General features: G+C 66.2%; 13 protein-coding genes. 5 read left to right on the top strand and 8 right to left on the bottom strand.

All coding sequences use genetic code 11. From position 1 onward, the window contains the following. The first annotated feature begins 101 nt into the window (after positions 1 to 101). Complete coding sequence (locus ACVMIH_RS07650) at positions 102 to 1,295, top strand: NADH:flavin oxidoreductase/NADH oxidase (RefSeq protein WP_141343141.1); 1,194 nt, start codon at positions 102 to 104, stop codon at positions 1,293 to 1,295. A gap of 154 nt (positions 1,296 to 1,449) precedes the next feature. Next, a complete protein-coding gene (locus tag ACVMIH_RS07645; RefSeq protein WP_057016515.1) occupies positions 1,450 to 2,808 on the top strand; it encodes a S41 family peptidase in 1,359 nt (452 codons plus the stop codon). A 181-nt stretch (positions 2,809 to 2,989) separates the two neighbouring features. Here ACVMIH_RS07645 and ACVMIH_RS07640 read toward each other — a convergent pair whose 3' ends face one another. The 5 genes from ACVMIH_RS07640 to ACVMIH_RS07620 all read right to left on the bottom strand — a co-directional run bounded on the left by ACVMIH_RS07640 (position 2,990) and on the right by ACVMIH_RS07620 (position 10,233). Next, the gene (locus ACVMIH_RS07640; protein ID WP_456861144.1) at positions 2,990 to 5,722 is read right to left on the bottom strand and encodes a bifunctional diguanylate cyclase/phosphodiesterase; all 2,733 of its coding nucleotides are present in this window, start codon (positions 5,720 to 5,722) and stop codon (positions 2,990 to 2,992) included. A gap of 156 nt (positions 5,723 to 5,878) precedes the next feature. Then, positions 5,879 to 6,406 (bottom strand): cyclic pyranopterin monophosphate synthase MoaC, encoded by a 528-nt coding sequence (gene moaC, locus ACVMIH_RS07635; RefSeq protein WP_050384518.1) that lies wholly within the window; start codon positions 6,404 to 6,406, stop codon positions 5,879 to 5,881. A gap of 4 nt (positions 6,407 to 6,410) precedes the next feature. Then, positions 6,411 to 7,232: an indole-3-glycerol phosphate synthase TrpC gene (trpC, locus tag ACVMIH_RS07630; protein ID WP_456861142.1), complete on the bottom strand. Its 822-nt coding sequence runs from the start codon at positions 7,230 to 7,232 to the stop codon at positions 6,411 to 6,413. 15 nt (positions 7,233 to 7,247) lie between these two features. Then, a complete protein-coding gene (gene trpD / locus ACVMIH_RS07625; RefSeq protein ID WP_456861140.1) occupies positions 7,248 to 8,261 on the bottom strand; it encodes an anthranilate phosphoribosyltransferase in 1,014 nt (337 codons plus the stop codon). Positions 8,262 to 8,331: 70 nt separating this feature from the next. Further along, the gene (locus ACVMIH_RS07620) at positions 8,332 to 10,233 is read right to left on the bottom strand and encodes a peptidylprolyl isomerase (protein ID WP_253590178.1); all 1,902 of its coding nucleotides are present in this window, start codon (positions 10,231 to 10,233) and stop codon (positions 8,332 to 8,334) included. A gap of 241 nt (positions 10,234 to 10,474) precedes the next feature. Here ACVMIH_RS07620 and tpiA point away from each other — a divergent pair, with 241 nt between their 5' ends. Then, positions 10,475 to 11,227, top strand: coding sequence for a triose-phosphate isomerase (tpiA, locus tag ACVMIH_RS07615; RefSeq protein ID WP_456861138.1), 753 nt, complete (start codon positions 10,475 to 10,477; stop codon positions 11,225 to 11,227). 224 nt (positions 11,228 to 11,451) lie between these two features. On the opposite strand, the gene ACVMIH_RS07610 is transcribed toward tpiA, so the two are convergent. Both ACVMIH_RS07610 and ACVMIH_RS07605 read right to left on the bottom strand, forming a co-directional pair. Next, complete coding sequence (locus ACVMIH_RS07610; protein WP_456861136.1) at positions 11,452 to 11,982, bottom strand: N-acetyltransferase family protein; 531 nt, start codon at positions 11,980 to 11,982, stop codon at positions 11,452 to 11,454. Positions 11,983 to 11,985: 3 nt separating this feature from the next. Beyond that, positions 11,986 to 12,552 (bottom strand): helix-turn-helix domain-containing protein, encoded by a 567-nt coding sequence (locus tag ACVMIH_RS07605; protein ID WP_456861134.1) that lies wholly within the window; start codon positions 12,550 to 12,552, stop codon positions 11,986 to 11,988. Positions 12,553 to 12,756: 204 nt separating this feature from the next. Here ACVMIH_RS07605 and secG point away from each other — a divergent pair, with 204 nt between their 5' ends. Beyond that, positions 12,757 to 13,146, top strand: coding sequence for a preprotein translocase subunit SecG (gene secG, locus ACVMIH_RS07600; RefSeq protein ID WP_456861132.1), 390 nt, complete (start codon positions 12,757 to 12,759; stop codon positions 13,144 to 13,146). 167 nt (positions 13,147 to 13,313) lie between these two features. Further along, the gene (locus tag ACVMIH_RS07595; protein ID WP_057016524.1) at positions 13,314 to 14,945 is read left to right on the top strand and encodes a CTP synthase; all 1,632 of its coding nucleotides are present in this window, start codon (positions 13,314 to 13,316) and stop codon (positions 14,943 to 14,945) included. A gap of 23 nt (positions 14,946 to 14,968) precedes the next feature. On the opposite strand, the gene ACVMIH_RS07590 is transcribed toward ACVMIH_RS07595, so the two are convergent. Beyond that, positions 14,969 to 15,631, bottom strand: coding sequence for a class I SAM-dependent methyltransferase (locus tag ACVMIH_RS07590; RefSeq protein WP_456861130.1), 663 nt, complete (start codon positions 15,629 to 15,631; stop codon positions 14,969 to 14,971). Between the last annotated feature and the right edge of the window lie 75 nt (positions 15,632 to 15,706).

Below are 15,706 nucleotides of genomic sequence, written 5' to 3'. Positions count from 1 at the left end.
CCGCCGGCGCGCCTCTATCGGCCATCGCGCGGTGCGTATATCGTCCGCGCCAAACACAAGATCGTCCCGCGCGCCGGGTAACGACGCATAATGAGGAAGCGATGTCCGACATGCTGCTGTTTTCGCCAATGACCATCCGCGGCGTCACGCTGAAGAACCGCATCGTGGTGCCGCCGATGCACCAATATTCCGCCGAGAAGGGCTTTCCGACCGACTGGCATCTGATGAATGCCGGGAAGTTCGCCGCCGGCGGCGCCGGTCTCGTGATCGTCGAATCGACCAAGGTCGAGCGGCGCGGCTGCGGCACGATCGGCGATCTCGGCATCTGGGACGACAAGTTCATCGCGCCGCTCAGCCGCCTCGTCGGCTTCATCAAGCAGCAGAACGCGGTCGCCGGCATCCAGCTCGGTCATTCCGGCCGCAAGGCGCGCGCAAGCCGGCCCTGGGAGGGGGATCGTCCGCTCGAACGCACCGCCGAGATCGAGGACTGGGATGCCTGGACGCCGGTGGCGCCGAGCGCGATTGCCCATAGCGAGCGCTGGCCGGTGCCGCGCGCGCTGGACACGCATGAGGTGAAGGACCTCGTCGCAGCCTGGGGGCAGGCGGCACGACGCGCCCATGCGGCAGGGTTCGAGGTGCTGGAACTGCACGGCGCCCATGGCTATCTCGTGCACGAATTCCTCTCCGGGCGCTCCAACCAGCGCAGCGACGAATATGGCGGCTCCGAAGCCAACCGGATGCGCTTCCTGATCGAGGTCACCGAGGCGGTGCGGGCGCACTGGCCGGATCACAAGCCGCTGTTCGTGCGGCTGTCGGTCGAGGACAACGCCGGCTGGGGCCCGGAGCAGAGCGCCCGGCTCGCCAGGATCCTGAAAGCGAAGGGCGTCGATGTGATCGACTGCTCATCGGGCGGAATCAGCGAGATGGCGCCGATCCTGGGCAAGGAGATCAAATACAACTATCAGGTGCCGCTCGCGGAATATGTCCGCGCCCATGCCGATATCATGACCATGGCGGTCGGCCTGATCATCCACGGAGACCAGGCCGAACAAATCCTGCGTGATAAACAAGCAGATTTGATCGCGGTCGGCCGGGAAATCCTCAATAACCCGAACTGGCCGATGGACGCCGCGCTCAAGCTCGGCGTCGAGGGGCCGTTCCGCAATGTTCCTCCGCAGTTCGGCTACTGGCTGGGCACGCGGGCCAAGCGCGGATTCGGCACCCAGCCGTCGACCTGGCAGAACGGGTTGCGGGAGACTGGGCCGAAGGCCGACGAAAGGCTGACAGGGGGCTGACAAAGAGGCCGATCCGGGCACCGTGACAGGACCGTAATGGTCCGGTGACAAGGCGGCCTTGATCCGACCAAAAAGCCGTTGTGTGGTGCCCCGCGTCGGGGTGGGGCCGAATGTTGCGAAACGTTGCCGGCCGTTAGCGAAGGGATCACGGATAATGCGCAAACATGTTGGCTTCTTGCTCGGGACGGTCGCGGGCGCGTGTCTCACCCTGCTCGTGGCCTCGCCGCAGGGCGCGCATCTGTTCGCCGTCGCCAACGCCGCCGCGCATTCCGACAACAGCAACACCTATTCGCAGCTCAATCTGTTCGGCGAGGTGTTCGAGAAGGTCAAGACCGACTACGTCGAGAAGCCCGAGGACGCCAAGCTCGTCGAGGGCGCGATCAACGGCATGATCTCCTCGCTCGATCCGCACTCCCGCTACATGAACGAGAAGGGCTGGGCGGAGATGCAGGAGACCACGCATGGCGAGTTCGGCGGGCTCGGCATCGAGGTCACCATGGAGGACGGCTTCGTCAAGGTGGTGGCGCCGATCGACGACACGCCGGCCTCGCGCGCCGGCATCATGTCGGGCGACGTGATCACCTCGATCGACGACGACCAGATCCAGGGCATGACGCTCGACCAGGCCGTCAACAAGATGAAGGGCGCGCCCAACAGCTCGATCCGGCTGAAGATCATCCGCAAGGACGCCGACAAGCCGATCGAGGTCTCGATTACGCGCGAGATCATCCGCGTCCGTCCGGTCAAGTATCACGTCGAGGGCGGCGACATCGGCTATATCAGGATCACCTCGTTCAACGAGCAGACCACCGAAGGTCTGCGCAAGGCGATCGGCGATATCCAGAAGCAGATCCCGCAGGACAAGCTCACAGGCTACGTCGTCGACCTCCGAAACAATCCCGGCGGCCTGCTCGACCAGGCGGTCTCGGTGACCTCGACCTTGATGCAGCGCGGCGAGGTGGTCTCGACCCGCGGCCGCAATCCCGAGGAAACCCAGCGCTTCACCGCGCATGGCGGCGACATGACCAAGGGCAAGCCGCTCGTCGTCTTGATCAACGGCGGTTCGGCCTCGGCCTCCGAGATCGTCGCCGGCGCGCTGCATGACCACAAGCGCGCGACCCTGATCGGCACCCGCTCGTTCGGCAAGGGCTCGGTGCAGACCATCATTCCGCTCGGCACCGGCAATGGCGCGCTGGCGCTGACCACGGCGCGCTATTTCACGCCGTCGGGCCATTCGATCCAGGCACTCGGCATCAAGCCCGACATCGAGGTGCTGCAAGACGTGCCGGACGAGTTCAAGACCCGCTCGGAGATCAAGGGCGAGGCTTCGATGCGCGGCCATCTCTCCGCCGAGGGCGCCGAGCAGACCGGCTCGCAGTCCTACGTCCCGCCGGACGAGAAGAACGACAAGGCGCTGGCCGCGGCGTTCAACCAGCTGCGCGGCGTCACCGTCAACGCCGATGCCAAGAACGCCGACACCAAGGCCGCGCAGAAGCGGCCGGTGCCGAACTAGAACCTGTAGCCCGGATGGCTCCATCCGGGCTGCCAAAATATCGAAAACAACCCCGTGCAAAGGAGCCGGTGGCGGCTGGCGCTCGACCAGGCAATTTGACACGTCGGGCAATTACAGGGTATATTTCCAAAATTCCGAAATCGTGCGGGCGCGCCCCTCGGGCTCCGACTTCTGAGCAGCCTTACGCCGCGCCGGCGACCGGCTTGCGTCGCCGCGCCGTGCTCGCGCCCGCAGCGGGGCCGCGGCGATGCCCGGCCAGCAGCTCGCGGATCTGGGCGGCGGGCTTTGGCGGGCTGAACAGATAGCCCTGCATTTCCGAGCAGCCGAGCTCGCGCAGCAATTGCTGCTGCTGCGCGGTCTCGACGCCTTCCGCCGTCGTCGTCATGCTGCGCTCGGCGGCGATGTTGACGACGGCCTCGACGATGCCGGCCGAGCCTTGCGGATCGGCGATGTCGGTGACGAAGCAGCGGTCAATCTTGATCTTGTCGAACGGGAATCGTTTCAGGTAGCTCAGCGACGAATAGCCGGTGCCGAAATCATCAAGCGCGATCCTGATCCCGATGGCGCGCAGCTGGTGCAGTGCGGCCAGCGCCGTCTCGTCGTCGCGGATCAGCACCGCCTCGGTGATCTCGAGCTCGAGCCGGCTCGCTGACAGCCCCGACGATGCAAGCGCCGCGATCACCTTGAGCGCCAGCGTGCCGCTGCGGAACTGCACCGGCGAGACGTTGACGGCGAGCCTGACGTGGTCGGGCCAGTTCACGGCTTCCTTGCAGGCCGTCATCAGCACCCACTCGCCGAGCTGGTTGATCAGGCCGGTCTCTTCCGCAATCGGCACGAATTCGGCCGGCGAGATCATGCCGCGCTGTGGATGACGCCAGCGCACCAGCGCCTCGCAGCCGGTGATCTCGTTGCTGCGCAGGTCGACGCAGGGCTGGTAATGCACTTCGAGCCCGCTGCCGGCGGCGATCGTCAGCCGCAACTCCATCTCGAGCTCGCGGCGGGCGCGGGCGTCGGCATCCATCGCCGGCTCGAAGAAGCGGAAGACGCGCCGGCCGGCCGACTTCGCCGCATACATCGCAAGATCGGCGTTCTTCATGATCTGGTCGAGATCGGTGCCGTCCTTCGGCGCCAGTGCGATGCCGATGCTGGCGTCGGTCGTGACCTGGTGGCCAAGGCATTGATAGGGCGCGCGGATCACCTCGTAGATGCGCGCGACGAGGTCGGCGACCTCGGCCTCGCTCTTCACCCCGGCCTGCACGATCGCGAACTCGTCGCCGCCGAGGCGAGCGACGAAATCGCCGTCGCCGATCACGCCGCTCAGCGTCCGCGCCACGGACTTGAGAAGCTCGTCGCCGACCATGTGGCCGAGCGAGTCGTTGACGCCCTTGAATTCGTCGATGTCGATATAGAGCACCGCAAGCTGGCTGTCGGGCGTGACATGCGGCAGCTCGCGCCTGATCTCCTCGTGGAACAGTGCGCGGTTCGGCAGGTCGGTGAGCGCATCGTAGTGGGCGAGATGCGTGATGCGCTCCTCGGCGCGGCGGCGCTCGGTGACGTCCTCATGGGTCGCAAGCCAGCCGCCGTCGGCCAGCGGCTCGTTGACGACCTGGATCGAGCGCCCGTCGGGCGTCGTGATCACCATGGTGTTGCGGATGCCGACGTCGCGCAGCACGAGATTGACGTAGCGCTCGACGTCGCCCTGGAACGAGCCGGTCCGGTGACGATGCACGATGACGTCGCGGAAGCTGCAGCCGGGCTTGATGATGTCGGCCGACAACCCGTACATCTCGATATAGCGCCTGTTGCAGATCACCAGGCACTGCGCGGCGTCGAACAGCAACAGGCCCTGCGTCATGTTGTTGACGGCGGTGTCGAGCCGCAGCTTCTCCAGCGTCAGGCGCTGCTGCTGGGCGCGATGCTGCTGCACCAGCTTGCGCACCACCAGCGTCAGCAGGATCGCGATCGCCAGCACCGAGATGCTGGTCACCGCGATCAGGATGCCGATCTGCTCGCGCCAGTTGGCGAGCGCCGCCTCGGTGGTGCTCGTCGCGACGACGACGATCGGGAATTTGGTCAGTGCCCGCGACGACACCAGGCGGTCCTTGCCGTCGACCGGGCTGGCCAGCCGCGTCGTGCTCTGCGGCAGCTCGAAAACCTGCTGCTGATTGACTGGACCGTTGCGGAAATTCCTCCCGATCAGCTCTTCGACATGGGGATAGCGTGCCAGCAGCGTGCCGTCGCGATGATGCATCGAGATCGCGGCGCCGTCGCCGAGCGCCACGGTGGAGAAGAACTTCTCGAAGGCCGCCGGCTCGATGCCGCGGCCGACCACGCCGAGGAATTCGCCGTGCGGACCGGTGACCTTGCGGACGATGACGGTGGTCCAGTTTCCGGTGATGCGGCTCACCACCGGCGCGACCTGCATGTCGGGCGAATAGGGGCTCGACTTGAAGATCTGGAAGTAGGGGCGGTCGGCGATGCTTGCCTGCGGCAGCGGCCAGGCGCCCGAGCTGTTGATCAGAACGCCGTCGGCGTCGAACACGTTGAGGCTGCCGACATTGGACAGCGCGTCCATCTTGGATTTGAGCATCGCATGGATGTCGGCGGCCGACATCCGGCGCCTGTAGTTCTCCGGCGTCGCGATTGCATTGTCGCGCATGAACGTGATCAGGTCGCGCTGGACGACTTCGAGATCGTCGAGCTGCTGGTCGAAATGCCGCGCCAGCAGCAGTACGGTGTTCTCGAGCTCACGCTCGCTGTTGTGCAGGGCGCGATCGCGGAAATTCTCCGCCATCAGCGTAGCGCCGATCGCGATCGCGGCCATCAGCACGGCGCCGCCAAGGATCAGCCAGCGGATCGGACCGCTGCCGATCACCGATTTGATGTTGAACGTGGCGCTGCCGTTTGGAGTCATTGCCGCAATCGCTTCCAGGTGTTTCACCCGGAAGTAGGTCTCGTGCACCCCCGGCCCGCGAAAGTCGTATCCAATCGAAATGGAGCGCGGGTTAGCGAGATTGGTTAATGAAACCTTGCGGGCATTGGCGACAGGCCGTCGCGTGCGTACCGGCGATCACGCGCCGGCGCGATAGTGCCCCGATTTGCCGCCGATCTTCTCGACGAGGTGGATGCCCTCGATGCGGATGCCGCGGTCGACCGCCTTGACCATGTCGTAGATCGTCAGGCATGCGACCGAGACTGCGGTCAGCGCCTCCATCTCGACGCCGGTCGGCCCCGTCACCTTGACGCTGGCGCGGACGATGCAGCCGGGCAGCTTGCGGTCGGGTGTGATGTCGATCGTGACCTTGGTCAGCGCCAGCGGATGGCAGAGCGGGATCAATTCCGAGGTCCGCTTCGCCGCCATGATGCCGGCGATCCGCGCCGTCGCCAGCACGTCGCCCTTCTTGGCCTGGCCGGTTTCGATCAGCGCCAGCGTCGCCTTGCTCATCACGACGCGGCCTTCGGCGACCGCGGTCCGCTCGGTCGCGGGCTTGGCCGAGACGTCGACCATCCGAGCCTCGCCCTTGGCGTCGATATGGGTGAGGGCGGTGCCGGAGCCGGAAGGCTCGGCCTTGGTCTTGCCCTTGCTGTTCCGCGCCATTGCGTCAGCGCGTTGCGGTGGCGCGCGGGGCGGCCTGCCGCGTCAGCAAGGCGCGGGTCGCCGCGGTGACGTCCTGCTGGCGCATCAGGCTTTCACCGACCAGGAAGGTCGACATCCCGACCCGTTCGAGCCGGGCGAGATCGCCAGGCGTGAAGATGCCGCTCTCGCCGACCATCAGGCGGTCGGGCGGGATCAGCGGTGCCAGCGCCTCGCTGGTCGCGAGCGTGGTCTCGAAGGTGCGCAGATTGCGGTTGTTGACGCCGATCATCGGCGAGCGAAGTTTCAAGGCACGGTCAAGCTCGGCGCGGTCGTGGATCTCGACCAGTACGTCCATGCCGTAGCCGAGCGCGGCGTCCTCGATCTCCCTGGCCGCCGCGTCGTCGAGCGCGGCCATGATGATCAGGATGCAGTCGGCGCCATGGGCGCGCGCCTCCGCCACCTGGTAGGTGTCGAACATGAAATCCTTGCGCAGCACCGGCAGGCTGGTCGCCGCGCGGGCCGCAACCATGAAGTCGAGATGGCCCTGGAACGAGGGCGCGTCGGTCAGCACCGACAGGCAGGCCGCGCCGCCGGCCTCATAGGCCTTTGCGAGCACAGGCGGATCGAAGTCGGCCCGGATCAAGCCCTTCGAGGGCGAGGCCTTCTTCACTTCCGCGATCAGAGCGTAGTCGCCGCGCGCATGCTTGTCCTTGAGGGCGCGGACGAAGCCGCGCGGGGCCGAGGCCGATCTGGCCTGCGCCTCGACCTCGGCGAGCGGATGGGCGCGCTTCGCGGCGGCGATCTCCTCGCGCTTGTAGGTCTCGATCTTGGTCAGGATGTCGGACATCGCTTAACGCCTTGCTTAACCGTTCGAAACCGCGACCAGATGCTTCAGCCGCGCGGCGGCAGCGCCGCTGTCGAGCGACTGGGCACCGATCGCGACGCCTTCCTTGAGGTCCTTGGCGCGGCCGGCCACGATCAGCGCGGCGGCGGCGTTGAGCAGGGCGACGTCGCGATAGGCGCTCGGCTTGCCCTGCAGCACGCTGGAGAGCGCGATCGCGTTGGCATCGGCGTCACCGCCCTTCAGCGCCTCGCCGCCGACGCGGCCAAGGCCGGCATCCTCGGGCGTGACCTCTGATGTCCTGATCTCGCCGTTCTCGAGCGTCGCAACGAAGGTCGGGCCGGTGAGGGTGATCTCGTCGAGGCCATCGGAACCATGCACGACCCAGACCTTGTCGGAGCCGAGGTTCTTCAGCACCTGCGCCAGCGGTTGCACCCATTGCCGCGAGAACACGCCGACCATCTGCCGCTTGACGCCGGCCGGGTTCGACAGCGGGCCGAGCAGGTTGAAGATGGTGCGGGTGGCGAGCTCGACCCGGGTCGGACCGACATTCTTCATCGCCGGATGATGCGCGGGCGCGAACATGAAGCCGATGCCGGCTTCCTTGACGCAGCGCCCGACCTGTTCGGGCGTCAAATCGAGCTTGACGCCGAGCGAGGCCAGCACGTCGGCGGCGCCCGAACGCGACGACAATGCGCGGTTGCCGTGCTTCGCCACGGGCACGCCGGTGCCGGCCACGATGAAGGCCGCGCAGGTCGAGACGTTGACCGAGCCGGAGCCATCGCCGCCGGTGCCGACGATGTCGACGGCCCCCGCCGGCGCCGTGACCGGCAGCATCTTGCCGCGCATCGCGGTGACGGCGCCGGTGATCTCCTCGACGGTTTCGCCACGCACCCGCAGCGCCATCAATAGCCCGCCCATCTGCGAGGGCGTGGCTTCGCCCGACATCATGCTGTCGAAGGCGGACGCCGCCTCTTCACGCGTCAGCGTGGCGCCGGTGGCGACTTTTCCGATGATCGATTTCAGGTCGTCCATTCGCTGGCTCAGGGTCTGTTGTTGGAGCTTGATCGCCGCGCAGCGCGTCGTCGCGCTGTCCCGATCATGCTCAATTATTTGCGCCTGTCACCTGTGCGAAGGCTGCCTGGTTGATGGTCACACCGATATCGGACTCGATCTTCGTGACATATTGCGCGACCTGCTCGTCGCTGAGCGACCGCCGCAGCGCCTCGGTGAGCTGCTTGGCCGCGTCGGACGCGAAGTCCACCGGCGGCACCGTCACGTTGGTGACGCGGAAGACCACCCACTGGCTGCCGCCGGCGACGGAGGTCTGTCCGTCACCGTCCTTGGCGGTCCGGAATGCCGCCGCAATCACGCCTGCCGGCACGGCAGGCAGCGAGGCCTCGCGGTTGAAATTCGCCGCGGTTTCGACCTTGACGCCGGCAGCGGCGGCTTCGTCGGCGAGCTTGGCGCCGCTGTCGAGCTTCTGGACGATCTCGGTCGCCTTGGCGCGCAGCTTGGTGGAGATCTGGTCTTCGCGCCACTTGGCCTCGACCTGATCGCGAACCTCGTCGAGGCTGCGCTCGCGCGACGGCGTGATGCCGAGCACGTCGTACCAGACATAGCCGCCGTTGAACTGGATCGGGTCGTTGTCGACGCCAACGTCGCTGTTGAAGGCCTGCGACACCACGTCGAGGCCGCGCGGGATGTTGGTCGCGACCTGGCCGTTCGGCAGCCGTCCGGAGCGATCGACCGCGTCGATGGTGACGGGCGTCAGCTTCAGCTTCTGCGCGGCTTCGACGACGCTGGCGCCGCCGCCGCGCTCGTCTTCCATCTTGTCGCGCAGGTCGGCGACCTTGGTGCGGGCGCGCTCGGAGGCGATCTCGTTCTTCACCTGCTGGGCGAGGCTCTCATAGCTCGGGGTCACGCCGGGCTCGACCTTGCCGACCTTGACCAGCGCGACGCCGAAGCGGCCCTGCACCGGCTGGCTGACTTCGCCGGCGGCCAGGGAGAAGGCGGCATCGGCGACGGCCGGATCGAGGATCGCCGACTTCGCGACCAGGCCGAGATTGACGTCGGCCAGATTGAGGTTGCGCTCCTTGGCGATGTCGTCGAACGACGTGCCCGACGCGATCCGCCCGCGCGCGGCCTGCGCCTCGCCAGCGTCCGGAAACACGATCTGCGAGACCTCGCGCTTCTCCGGCGTGCTGAGCCGGTCCTTGCGCTCCTCGAAGATCTTCCTGGCGTCCTCGTCCGACACCGTTTCCCACTTGCCGATTTCCTCAGGCGTGATGGCGACGAAGGAGATCTTGCGGTATTCGGGCGCGCGGAACTGGGCCTTGTGGTCCTCGAAATAGGCGGCGAGCGCCTCGGGCGAGGGCGGATCGATGGTTCCGGCCTGCGCGGCGCCGAGCGTGATGTAGTCGATCGAACGCTGCTCGTTCTGGAACCGGGTCAGCGCCTCGACCAGCGATTTCGACGGCTCGATCCCGGACGAGATGGTGCCGGCGATCTGGCGCCTGAGGCCAACGCGGCGCTGCTCGGCGATGTAGCGACCTTCGGTATAGCCATAGTTGCGGATCACGGCCTGGAAACGCTGCGGGTCGAACTGGTTGTTGAGGCCCTTGAAGTTCGGATCGTTGTAGATTGCGCGCAGCACCTCCGCGTCGGACACATTGAGGCCCATGCGGCGTGCTTCCTCGTCCATCGCGGCTTCCGCAAGCGTCTGCTGCAGCACCTGGCGGTCGATGCCGAAGGCGCGCGCCTGGTCCGGCGTCAGCGGGCGGCCGAACTGGCGGCCAAGCTGCTGCAGGCGGTCGGTATAGATCTGGCGGAACTGCTCGGCCGAAATCTCGGTCCCGCCCACCTTGGCGAAGGTCGACTGGCCAAACCCCTTGAAAATGTCGGCAATGCCCCAAATTCCGAAACTGACGATCAAAACGCCCATCACCACGGCCATAATCGTCTTGCCGAGCCAGTTTGATGAGGCTTTCCGCATTCCTCGAAGCATGGGTCCAACTTGTTTTACAGGAGGGGAACCGGGTCGTGCCCAATGGGGAGCCGAAAGTCGAGGCTTTTGTCCCGCAGCAGGGCGTCACCGGGTTGAAAACCCATCATAAAGTGGCCGAAGCGCCCCCGCAACCTTGGCCGCGCGGGCGGAAGCGTCGCACGGTGTGCGCGAAGCCGAGCTCTGGAAGTCGCCGCCCGGCTCTGGTAGCGCAGGGACACGCTTGAACGATGGGAAATCCGACATGACCGACGCCATCCGGCCGCTGATCGCCGGCAACTGGAAAATGAACGGCCTGAGATCCTCTTTTGCCGAGTTCGACGCGATGCTGGCGGGCGCCGGCGATGTCGCCGGGAAGGCTGATCTCCTGGTCTGTCCGCCCGCGACATTGGTCGGGGCGTTCGCTGACAAGGCGCGCGGCTCGAAGGTCGCGGTCGGCGCCCAGGATTGCCATCCCGAGGCATCGGGCGCCCACACCGGCGATCTCTCGGCGGAGATGTTCAAGGATCTCGGCGCGGTTGCGATCATCGTCGGCCATTCCGAGCGGCGCGCCGACCACGGCGAGACCGATGCCTTGATTCGGCAGAAGGCGGAGGCCGTGTGGCGCGCCGGGCTGACCGCGATCGTCTGCATCGGCGAGACACGCGAGCAGCGCGACGCCGGCAAGACGCTCGATGTCTGCGGCACCCAGCTTGCGGGCTCGCTGCCCGACGGCTCGACCGCGGCCAATCTGGTGGTGGCCTATGAGCCGGTCTGGGCGATCGGCACCGGCCTGACCCCGACCGCCAAGGATGTCGAGGAAGTTCACAGGTTTATCCGAGGTCAGCTCACCGATCGCTTCAAGGGCGAGGGAAACAGGATCAGGATCCTCTATGGCGGCTCGGTCAAGCCGTCGAACGCGGCCGAACTGATGGCCGTCGCCAATGTCAACGGCGCCCTGGTCGGCGGCGCCAGCCTGAAGGCGTCGGACTTTTTGGCGATCGCTGCGGGGTGTTAGGGCTGCCCCTTTCGCACCGAGCTCTCACACCGTGCATCCTGAGGAGGCCGCAACGCGGCCGTCTCGAAGGATCGACGGCCCAGCTGGTGGCCGTCGACCCTTCGAGACGCGCGGAGCCTGTCATCGGGCCGCGCTTTGCGCGGACCCGTTGGCGCTCCTCTGGGTGACGGGATTGGCAGTGTTGCGCAGACAGTTGCCATCGGCATCTCTGCTTGGCTACGGATTCAGGCCGCCGCCGCGCCGATCCGCTTCCAGTAGATCATAGTGCCGGTGAGGCCGCCATGCGGCTTCAGCGCGTAGTCCGGGATGATGCCGGTGAGCTGAAATCCCAGTCTTTCATAGAGTGGCGCAGCGCCATCCTCTGCGGCGGTGTCGAGCACCAGCAGCGTGCGGCCGTGCGCGATCGCAAGCTGCTCGGCCGTGCGCATCAATTCCGTCGCGACGCCGCGATGGCGATGGGCGACGCGCGTCATCATTTTTGCAATTTCCGCCCGATGCGGCTGGTTCGGCGGCAGGTTGAGCAGCAGCGTCACGGTGCCGATCAGATCATTGTCGGTGAATGCGCCGAGCACGATGCGCTCGCCGCGCGCGGCGGCGCCGAGCGAGTCCTGCCAGAATGCATCGGCGTCGTCCGGCGACAACGGATGCATGAAGCTCACCGAGCCGCCGCCGGCGACGGTCTCGACCAACAATTCGCTGAGCGCGCTGCGAATCCCGGGCGCATCCTCGAGCGGCTTGATGGCAAACTGCGGCATGCATCAGCTCCGGGCCAGGGCGACCACATAGGTGCAGGAGGCGTTGGTCTCGTTGGTGAATGTCGTCTCTGCCGGCGGGCCGAATCCGAGGCAATCGCCGGCGGCGAGCACGTGGCGTGCGCCGCCTTCGGTGATGATGAGGCTGCCGCTGAGCACCCAGACCAGTTGGCGGATATGCGCGTAGGAGGAGGCGGGCAGGGTCACGGTCTGCTTCGGCGGCAGCTCGACCCGCACCAGCTCGACCGGATGGTCGGGACGGCTGAACACCTGGCGGCGCAGATAGCCGGTTTCCGGATCACGCCAGGCCGGTTGCGCGGCGGCGCGCGACAGCCGTTCGCCCTGGCCTTCGGCGCGCAACATCAGGCCGGCCAAAGTGAGATCGAAAGCCGAGGCGAGGCGCACCAGCACGACCGCGGTGGGGCTGACCTCGGCGCGCTCGATCTTGCTGATCGTGGCCTTCGAGACGCCAGCGCGTTCGGCGAGGTCGGCCAGCGACCAGCCCCGGCCATCGCGCTCGAGCCTGATCCGCTGCGCCAGGCGTTGGCTCAGATCGTCTACCAAAGTATCCATATGTCCATTATAGTAGAAATTGCCGGTTCCCGACAAGGCCCGGCCGGGCCGCCATCGGCGCCGCTTGTGATCGTCGACAGTGCGACTATCTCGGGGGTGACAATGCCCGGTGCAATCGTGTAACAGGGCGCGACTTCACGAAAACCGTAGAGCCGATAGCGCCGTTTGTCTGGCCGCTTGGCGGCTTGTCACGGAAGGCTTGCGATGCAGACTGTCGTTATCATTGTCCACCTCATGATTGTCGCCGTCATGATCGGCGCCGTGCTGTTGCAGAAGTCCGAAGGCGGTGGCCTTGGCATGGGAGGCGGCGCCGGCTTCATGTCGAGCCGCGGCACCGCCAATTTGCTGACGCGGACTACGGCGATCCTCGCGGTGGGCTTCTTCATCACCAGCCTGTTCCTGTCCTGGTACGCAGGCTACGACCGCAAGCCGAGCTCGATCGTCGGCACCGGCGTGCCGGCGCAGACGCAGCCGGCCGGCGGCACGCCGATGAACGCGCCGACCTCGGGCGGCATCCTCGATTCGCTGAAGAAGGCCGACGAGCAGCAGGGGCAGCAGGCCCCGAGCGGCCCGCAGGCGCCACGGTCGCAATAAAGCGGGGTGGCCATGCAGGATGCCCCGCTGGCATCCTGCATCAGAAACCCCCATCAATGCTCTGAAATCGCTTCCAGTTTGATGCAACCCACAGCCCGGCGAATTGTTTGCCGGGAACAGCCGATTCGTTTTGCGAATCGCCGGAGTCAGATTAAAGGTAAAGTCCCATGGCGCGGTACATATTCATCACCGGCGGCGTGGTTTCCTCGCTCGGCAAGGGTCTGGCTTCAGCGGCGCTCGGCGCTCTGCTGCAGGCCAGGGGCTACAAAGTCCGCCTTCGCAAGCTCGATCCCTATCTCAACCTCGATCCCGGAACGATGTCGCCGTATCAGCACGGCGAAGTGTTCGTGACCGACGACGGCGCCGAGACCGATCTCGATCTCGGCCATTACGAGCGTTTCACCGGTCGTCCGGCCACCAAGGCCGACAACATCACGACCGGGCGAATCTACCAGGACATCATCACCAAGGAGCGCCGCGGCGATTATCTCGGCGCCACCATCCAGGTGGTCCCGCACGTCACCAATGCGATCAAGGAATTCGTGCTGTCGGGTAACGACGAGTTCGATTTCGTGCTGGTCGAGATCGGCGGCACCGTCGGCGACATCGAGGGCCTGCCGTTCTTCGAGGCGATCCGCCAGCTCAAGAACGAGCTGCCGCGCGATCACGCCGTCTACATTCACCTGACGCTTCTGCCGTACATTCCAAGTGCCGGCGAACTCAAGACAAAGCCGACGCAGCACTCGGTGAAGGAGCTGCGCTCGATCGGCATCCAACCGGACATCCTGCTGTGCCGCACCGACCGCGAGATTCCCAAGGAGGAGCGGCGCAAGCTCGGCCTGTTCTGCAACGTGCGCGAGAGCGCCGTGATCGAGGCGCGCGACGTCGACAACATCTACGCCGTGCCGGAGGCCTATCACGCCGCCGGCCTCGACGATGAGGTGCTGGCCGCGTTCGGCATCACCGCGAAGATTCCGCCGGCGCTGCAGAGCTGGCACGTCATCAACGAGCGCGTCCGCAATCCGGAAGGTGCGGTGACGATCGCCATCGTCGGCAAATACACCGGCATGAAGGACGCCTACAAATCGCTGATCGAGGCGCTGTCGCACGGTGGCATCGCCAACAAGGTGAAGGTCAATCTCGATTGGATCGAGAGCGAGGTGTTCGAGAACGAGGACCCGGCGCCGTTCCTCGAGCACGTCAACGGCATCCTGGTGCCCGGCGGCTTCGGCCAGCGCGGCGCCGAGGGCAAGATCCGCGCGGCGCAGTTCGCGCGCGAGCGTGACGTGCCGTATTTCGGCATCTGCTTCGGCATGCAGATGGCGGTGATCGAGGCGGCGCGCAATCTGGTCGGCATCGAGGACGCCAACTCGACCGAGTTCGGCCCGACCAAGGAGCCGCTGGTCGGCCTGATGACGGAATGGCTGCGCGGCAACGAGCTCGAGAAGCGCTCGCAGAGCGGCGATCTCGGCGGCACGATGCGGCTAGGGGCCTATCCCGCGGCGCTGAACCGCGGCAGCCGCGTCTCGCAGGTCTATGGCGGCGCGACCGAGATATCCGAGCGGCACCGCCATCGCTACGAGGTCAACACCGCCTACAAGGACCGCCTCGAGCAGCACGGCCTGCGCTTCTCCGGCATGTCGCCCGACGGCGTACTGCCGGAGATCGTGGAGTACGAGGACCATCCCTGGTTCATCGGCGTCCAGTTCCATCCCGAGCTGAAATCGCGGCCCTTTGAACCGCATCCCCTCTTCGCGTCGTTCATCGAGGCGGCAGCCAAGCAGAGCCGGCTGGTTTAACTGAGCGGCCGTCAGCTGCGCCGCTACACGGCGCAGTCCTCGCTGGTCCGGCGTACTTTCTTGATCGGTGAAACGTTTGCACCAGCCGCCGGCGTGCCGTCGCGCGTCATCAGCTTGTATTGCGGGCGTCGCGTCAGCCGGTAGACCGCGGCCGGCGGCACGTTGAGGATGGCGCGATCGACCAGCGTGGCGCGCAGGCCGAGCCGGTCGAGGATCGGCCGCGGCACCGGACAGCGCATGCCGTAGGTGAATTGATAGAACGCGCCGCCGGGACGTAGATAGCTGAACGCGCCGCCGACGATCGAGATGACCTTGCGCGGCGACATGTTGAGCAGCGGCAGTCCGCTGACGACGGCGCCGACCGGCGCGCCATCGTAGAGCCGCTCCGAGGCGAGGCGCGCCGCGTCCATCCACAGCACGCGCGCGCCGGGAAAGCGCAGCTGCAACAGCCGCATGAAATCCGAGCCGTATTCGATCAGCGTAAGATCCTGCTGGCGCACGCCGCGCTTCAACAGCTGATAGGTGAACGCGCCCGTGCCCGGACCGAGCTCGAGCACCGGGCCGGTGTCGGCGCTGATGTCGCGCGTGATCAGTTCGGCGAGCGCGGCGCCCGACGGCGCGATGGCGCCGACGCGGCCGGGGGCCGCCATCCACGCCGTGAAGAAAGACAGCAGATCATGTGACATTGGGATTCCCAGCAAAGTGTCGCGGCGCTTCGACTCAGATGCGAAGCGTGACGCCTTGTTTGCGGGAGCTGCATT

It is taken from the genome of Bradyrhizobium sp. USDA 4503 (genome assembly GCF_054055815.1).
The sequence above is the reverse complement of the archived record's forward strand: the minus strand, read 5'-3'. Positions and strand labels throughout refer to the sequence as shown.

Bases quoted from the DNA above. Each gene is read 5' to 3' on its own strand.
- ACVMIH_RS07650 (WP_141343141.1), top strand. From the start codon at position 102: ATGTCCGACATGCTGCTGTTTTCGCCAATGACCATCCGCGGCGTCACG.
- ACVMIH_RS07645 (WP_057016515.1), top strand. From the start codon at position 1,450: ATGCGCAAACATGTTGGCTTCTTGCTCGGGACGGTCGCGGGCGCGTGT.
- ACVMIH_RS07640 (WP_456861144.1), bottom strand. From the start codon at position 5,722: ATGACTCCAAACGGCAGCGCCACGTTCAACATCAAATCGGTGATCGGC.
- moaC (WP_050384518.1), bottom strand. From the start codon at position 6,406: ATGGCGCGGAACAGCAAGGGCAAGACCAAGGCCGAGCCTTCCGGCTCC.
- trpC (WP_456861142.1), bottom strand. From the start codon at position 7,232: ATGTCCGACATCCTGACCAAGATCGAGACCTACAAGCGCGAGGAGATC.
- trpD (WP_456861140.1), bottom strand. From the start codon at position 8,261: ATGGACGACCTGAAATCGATCATCGGAAAAGTCGCCACCGGCGCCACG.
- ACVMIH_RS07620 (WP_253590178.1), bottom strand. From the start codon at position 10,233: ATGCTTCGAGGAATGCGGAAAGCCTCATCAAACTGGCTCGGCAAGACG.
- tpiA (WP_456861138.1), top strand. From the start codon at position 10,475: ATGACCGACGCCATCCGGCCGCTGATCGCCGGCAACTGGAAAATGAAC.
- ACVMIH_RS07610 (WP_456861136.1), bottom strand. From the start codon at position 11,982: ATGCCGCAGTTTGCCATCAAGCCGCTCGAGGATGCGCCCGGGATTCGC.
- ACVMIH_RS07605 (WP_456861134.1), bottom strand. From the start codon at position 12,552: ATGGATACTTTGGTAGACGATCTGAGCCAACGCCTGGCGCAGCGGATC.
- secG (WP_456861132.1), top strand. From the start codon at position 12,757: ATGCAGACTGTCGTTATCATTGTCCACCTCATGATTGTCGCCGTCATG.
- ACVMIH_RS07595 (WP_057016524.1), top strand. From the start codon at position 13,314: ATGGCGCGGTACATATTCATCACCGGCGGCGTGGTTTCCTCGCTCGGC.
- ACVMIH_RS07590 (WP_456861130.1), bottom strand. From the start codon at position 15,631: ATGTCACATGATCTGCTGTCTTTCTTCACGGCGTGGATGGCGGCCCCC.